Source organism: Pyxidicoccus caerfyrddinensis (genome assembly GCF_010894405.1).
Taxonomy (GTDB): Bacteria; Myxococcota; Myxococcia; order Myxococcales; family Myxococcaceae; genus Myxococcus; species Myxococcus caerfyrddinensis.
The window spans coordinates 220,263-226,420 of record NZ_JAAIYA010000019.1 but is presented as its reverse complement, the minus strand read 5'-3'; the positions used below and the strand labels follow the sequence as shown (position 1 = coordinate 226,420).

3 protein-coding genes are annotated in these 6,158 nt (G+C 66.3%); all 3 read right to left on the bottom strand.

All coding sequences use genetic code 11. The features are described 5' to 3' along the window. Positions 1-838 (bottom strand): PKD domain-containing protein (locus G4D86_RS36570; protein WP_240360662.1); only part of this gene is annotated, 838 nt, incomplete at its 3' end. An 87-nt stretch (positions 839-925) separates the two neighbouring features. Further along, positions 926-3,271: an RCC1 domain-containing protein gene (locus G4D86_RS36565; protein WP_240360661.1), complete on the bottom strand. Its 2,346-nt coding sequence runs from the start codon at positions 3,269-3,271 to the stop codon at positions 926-928. Between the two features lie 735 nt (positions 3,272-4,006). Beyond that, the coding region (locus tag G4D86_RS53250) for an RCC1 domain-containing protein (protein WP_420821879.1) at positions 4,007-6,158 on the bottom strand (2,152 nt) is incomplete at its 5' end.

The window sequence follows — 6,158 nt, the reverse complement described above, 5'->3', positions numbered from 1 at the left end:
TGGCATTGCTCCACGTGCCGGCACACGAGGCCGACCAGCTGTAGGTCAGCGAGTCGCCATCATTGTCGGAGGCCGTGGCAGAGACGGTGGTGGACTCGTTGACTTCGAGGGCGGTGGCAGTGGCGGAGATGTTGGCCACCTGAGGCCAGGTGTTGAAGCTGGCGTTGACGATGGCATCGCCCTTGCCCGCGTTGACGGTGACGTTGAAAGTCACCTTGGCCTTGAGGCCCTTGGAGTCTGTCACCGTCAGCGTCAGCGGCACGGTGGCTGCCGACGCGGGGGCCGTCCACGAAGTGTTCAGGCTGCTGGCTTGAGCGAAGCTGCCCGAGGGAGCGCTCCAGGCATAGGTGAGAGTGTCTCCCGCGTTGGCATCCGTGGCCGAGGCAGTGAGCGCCACCGTGCCACCGGGCTCGACGGTGCCGGGCGCAGCTGCCAGCGAAGTAATGACAGGCGCGGCGTTCTCGAAGGGCGCTGAGGGGTTGACTTCCTGCAGGGTGATGGAGACCGCGGTGGTCTGCCGGGCCACGATGGTGATGCCCGTGGCCGCGCCGGCGTACACCTTGGTTCCACTGCTGTTGAAGGCCTCGGCGCTGAAGGTGCGGCCGGTGCCTGCTGGCAGCTTGCCCAGCGTGCCGCTCCACTGGTTGTTTGTCTTTACCAGCCCCGAGGTGCGCGCTGGCATGTCCGCCGCGGACACCGTCACTACCACCGAGGTGACATCTGCCGAGGAGAGCGCCTGAGCCACTGTGCTCACCAACTGCGCCGAGCCCGTGCTGTCCTCCTCTGGCAGCGGAGTGCCGCCACATCCCGTGGTGAGGGCCAGCAGCGCAGCGGCCAAGTATAGCCATGAGTGCTTTGTCATTCGAGTCATCGGAAACCTTTTCGCTGAATCAGAGAGAGGGATTGGCACGTGTGGAGGAGCCGCTTAGAAGGCGGGCAGCTGCACCGGAGAGAATCGGTTGATGGTGGTTCCATCCCCGAGCTGGCCCTCGGTGTTACGGCCCCACGCCCAAAGGGTGCCGTCCTGGTGCAGTGCGAGTGTGTAGTAGGTGCCTGCCGCAATGGCGGTGATACCGCTGAGGCCGGGTACCTGCGCCGGAGAGACTCGATCGGTGGTGGTCCCATCCCCCAGTTGGCCGAAGTTGTTGCGGCCCCAGGTCCAGACGGTGCCGTCCTGACGCAGCGCTACCGTGTGTAACTGACCTGCAGCCATGGCAGTGACGCCGCTCAGGCCAGGCACCTGTATGGGGAAGGAGCGGTTGATGGTGGTCCCATCCCCCAATTGGCCCTGGGCGTTGTTGCCCCACGCCCAGAGGGTGCCGTCCTGACGCAGCGCCAACGTCCAGGAGTAACCTGCGGAAATAGCGACGACACCACTCAGGCCCGGCACATGGATCGGGGAGGTGCGCTGGGTGCTGGTTCCATCCCCGAGCTGACCGGCCCCCCAGGCCCAGACAGTGCCGTCTTGGTGGAGTGCCACGGTGTGGAAGACGCCTGCGGCAATGGCGGTAATGCTGGTGAGACCCGGTACCTGTACGGGGGTAGAGCGGTCGGTGATGGATCCATCCCCCAACTGGCCGTTGTCGTTGTAGCCCCAGGTCCAGACGATGCCGTTCGGGCGCAGTACCACCGTGTGGTAAATGCCTGCGGCAATGGCGATGGAGGGGGTAATGAGCGGCACCCGTACCGGGGAGCGGCGATCGGTGGTGCTCCCATCCCCGAGTTGGCCGTAGAGGTTGTAGCCCCATGCCCAGACGGAGCCGTCCTGACGCAGCGCCACCGTGTGCTCACTCCCCACGGCACTGGCGATGACACCACTGAGGCCCGGCACCTGTACCGGGGAGGTGCGGGAGGTGATGGTCCCATCCCCGAGCGCGCCGTAGCCGTTGAAGCCCCAAGTCCAGAGGGTGCCGTCCTGCTTCACGATGTCGGAATGGTTAGAGGCCGCGAGCAGGAGCGTAGGTGCCTGGGAAACACACGCAGTCAGGCCCGTGATGGTGAAGGATTGAGAGGAGGAAGCCCCCAGGGCGTTGGAGACGGTGACCGTCACGGTGGGAGTGGTGGCTGAGGGAGCACACGCGGGGGCTGTCCACACCACCTGGCTGGTACCTGCGCTGGTGGTGGGGGTGCCAGGGGTGCCCGTGTTGGCGGCCCACGAGAAGCTCATCGCGCTGCCCTGCGAATCCACCGCCTTCACCCGGAAAGTCACCGTGCCACCGGCGGAGGTGGAGGCAGAGGACTGGAATGTCTCCGTCACCTCAGGGGGAAAGACAGCCGTCCTCTTGGGCCCCACGCAGATGGAAAGAGTGCCCGTCGTCTGGCCCCCCACGGGCAGACTGTTGCGTGAGTCGGTGACGGTGACGGTGAGGTTGCAGTTGTTGCACACGTTGCTGCTCGGCAGGGCCGTGGCGGTGAACTGCGCGGTGGCCGAATTGGCATTGCTCCACGTGCCGGCACACGAGGCCGACCAGCTGTAGGTCAGCGAGTCGCCATCATTGTCGGAGGCCGTGGCAGAGACGGTGGTGGACTCGTTGACTTCGAGGGCGGTGGCAGTGGCGGAGATGTTGGCCACCTGAGGCCAGGTGTTGAAGCTGGCGTTGACGATGGCATCGCCCTTGCCCGCGTTGACGGTGACGTTGAAAGTCACCTTGGCCTTGAGGCCCTTGGAGTCTGTCACCGTCAGCGTCAGCGGCACGGTGGCTGCCGACGCGGGGGCCGTCCACGAAGTGTTCAGGCTACTGGCTTGAGAGAAGCTGCCCGAGGGAGCGCTCCAGGCATAGGTGAGCGTGTCTCCAGCGTTGGCGTCCGTGGCCGAGGCGGTGAGCACCACGGTGCCACCGGGCTCGACGGTGCCGGGCGCGGCGGACAGCGAGGTAATGACAGGCGCGGCGTTCTCGAAGGGCGCTGAGGGATTGACTTCCTGCAGGGTGATAGAGACTGCCGTCGTCTGCTTGGCCACGATAGTGATGCCCGTGGCCGCACCGGCGTACACCTTGGTTCCACTGCTGTTGAAGGCCTCGGCGCTGAAGGTACGCCCCGTACCTGCCGGCAGTTTGCCCAGCGTGCCGCTCCACTGGTTGTTTGTCTTTACCAGCCCCGAGGTACGTGCCTGCATGTCAGCTGCGGACACTGTTACCACCACCGAGGTGACATCGGCCGAGGAGAGCGCTTGAGCCAGGGTGCCCACCAACTGCGCCGAGCCCGTGCTGTCCTCCTCGGGCGGAGGAGTGTCACCACATGCTGCGGAGAGGGCCAGCAGCGCAGCGGCCAAGTACAGCGGGGCCCATCCCAAGGCGGTACGATCAGGGTGAATGTATGAGAGCACAGGTGCTCCTCTGGAAGAAGAGAGGGAGAGGTCGCTTCGACAAGGCAAGCGAGAGGTGAGCCCCATCGGGGGCCGCGGAGATTTGCATCCCGGTCAGTGACAGCCGTCTGTACCAACTCAGCAGCAGCTCAATGTCCTGAGCGGGTTAACATCAGTTCAGGACCGATGCGCAGGGAGCGCTACAAGAATACTTCACTACCGCAGCTCGGTCGAATTCCTATCCAACGCTAGACACGCTACCGCTCTTCTTTTACATCGAGTGGCCTCTGCTCTGCTGCTGCGAGTTCCTCGAGGTTTCTTCGTCCTTCTGTTCGCGCTCAAAGGTGGCGGCCTGTACCGTCGGCGCCTTGGGGGATTCGAAGGGTGGGGGTGCCATCTATGCGTCGGCCGTCGTACCGCCGGACAAAGAGTTACGCCGCCCCCTGCCCTGCGCCGAGCTGCGTTGAGAGCGCTGCAGCGCGGGTCTGCTGTAGCAATGTAGCAAGACATGTCGCGGCGGCGCAGGAGACCCAGGAAGGGGCAGCCCGGCACAGGCTGCGCCCCTCCTGCTCTCGTAGGCTTCGTCCCCCCACGCTGCTGTCGGAGGCAAACAACCCGATGCCCTCAACACTGCCCCCATCCTTCTCATGCACCTGGGGCCTGGAGCGCGTGTGGCTCCACGAGCACCAGCCGGGCTGAGCCTCAGGGCACCAGGCTCGTGACGGGCGTGAGGCGGAGGGTGGTGCTCCCATCACCGAGCTCGCCGTTCCCATTATAGCCCCAGGCCCAGGAGGTGCCGTCGGAGCGCAGCGCCAGCGAGTGGAGGTACCCGGCCGCCAGGGAGGTGATGCCGGTAAGCCCTGGCACCTTTCCAGGCACATACCGGTCGGTCCTCGTCCCGTCGCCAAGCTGGCCGGCCCAGTTGTAGCCCCAGGCCCAGACGGAGCCGTCGGAGCTCAGGGCCAGCGTGTGCCACTGGCCGGGCGCCAGGGAGGTGATGCCGGTGAGCCCTGGCACCTGCCCGGGCCAGGTCCGGTTGGTGAGGCTCCCATCGCCAAGCTGGCCATAGCGGTTGTCCCCCCAGGTCCAGACGGTGCCATCGGAGCCCAGCGCCAGCGAGTGGTAGTCCATGGCCGCGATGGCCTTGATGCCGGTGAGGCCCGGCACCTTGATGGGTGAGTACTGGGTGGTGAGGGTCCCATCGCCGAGCTGGCCATAGCGGTTGTCCCCCCAGATGGAGACGGTGCCGTCGGAGTGCAACGCCATCGAGTGCCACTGCCCGGCCGCAATGGCGGTGATGCCGGTGAGACCGGGCACCTGGATGGGCGAATGCCGGTCGGTCCTCGTCCCGTCGCCGAGCTGACCGACCGTGTTGAAGCCCCAGGCCCAGACGGTGCCGCCCGTGCGAAGCGCCAGCGAGAAACTCCCCCCGGCCGCGATGGCGGTGGTGCCGGTGCCTGGGGCCGACCCGGCCCAGGACCGGGTGGTGGTGTCCCCGCTGCCGAGTTGGCCGAAGCCGTTGAAGCCCCAGGCCCAGACGATGCCGTTGCGCAGCGCCAGGGAGTGGCTGTTCCCGGCCGAGACGGCGGTGATGCCGGTGAGAAGTTGCCCGCTCTGCACTCGCAGCGGAACGGGGGTGAGTCGGGTGGTGGTGGTCCCATCGCCAATCTGGCCGAGGTTGTTGTAGCCCCAGAGATAGACGGTGCCGTTGGAGCGCACCGCGAGCGAGTGGTTATCACCGGCCGCCAAGACACCGGGGACGGGGGTGACGGGCGGCAGCTCCGCTGTCTGGAAGCTCGCCGTGACACTCGTGGCCTGCGTCATCGTGACGACGCAGAGCCCTGTCCCGCCACACCCACCATCCGACCAGCCCGCGAAGGCGGAGTTGGTGGCGGGGGTCGCCGTCAACGTGACGGAGGTGGCCTTGGGAAACAAGGCGGTGCACTTGCCCGTGGGGCAACTGATGCCCGCGGGGGAGGAGGAAGCGGAGCCCGAGCCGGTGCCTGCCATGAAGACGCTGAGCGAGTGGTAGACCGTGGTGCAGGTGCTGTTGCACGTGGTGCAGCTCGCCTGGCCGCTGGGGCAGGCGCTCTCCGTGATGGTGTTGCCGTCATCGCACACCTCGGAGCCATTCTTCACCCCGTCGCCGCAGTAGGCCCCCGTGAGGTTCAGCACCCCGGTGCAGGTGCCGTTGCAGCCGGTGCAGCTCACCTGGCCGTAGGGACAGGAAGACTCCGAGGTGGTGTTGCCGTCGTCACAAGCCTCGGGACTGTTCCTCACGCCGTCACCACAGACGCCCCCCTGGAGGTTCAGCACCGTGGAGCAGGTGCTGTTGCACGCGGTGCAGCTCGCCTGGCCATAGGGACAGGAAGACTCCGAGAGGGTATTGCCGTCATCACAAGCCTCAGGGCCATTCTTCACCCCGTCTCCACAGTAGGCCCCTCCCAGGTTCAGCACCGAAGTGCAGATGGCGTTACAGGTCGTGCAGCTGGGCTGGCCATAGGAGCAGGCGGACTCCGAGGAGTTGTTGCCGTCATCGCAGACCTCGGGGCCGTTCTTCACCCCATCGCCACAGTAGGCCCCCGAGAGGTTCAGCACCGCGGTGCAGGTGCTGCTGCAGGCGGCGCAACTCTGCTGCGCATAAGGGCAGGAAGACTCCGAGGTGGTGTTGCCATCGTCACAAGCCTCGGGACTGTCCCTCACCCCGTCACCACAGACGCCCCCCTGGAGGTTCAACACCGCAGCGCAGTCGGCGCGGCAGGCGGAGCAGCTCGCCTGGCCATAGGGGCAGGAGGACTCCGTGACGGTGTTGCCGTCGTCGCACGCCTCACCGCCCTGCGTGACGCCATCGCCG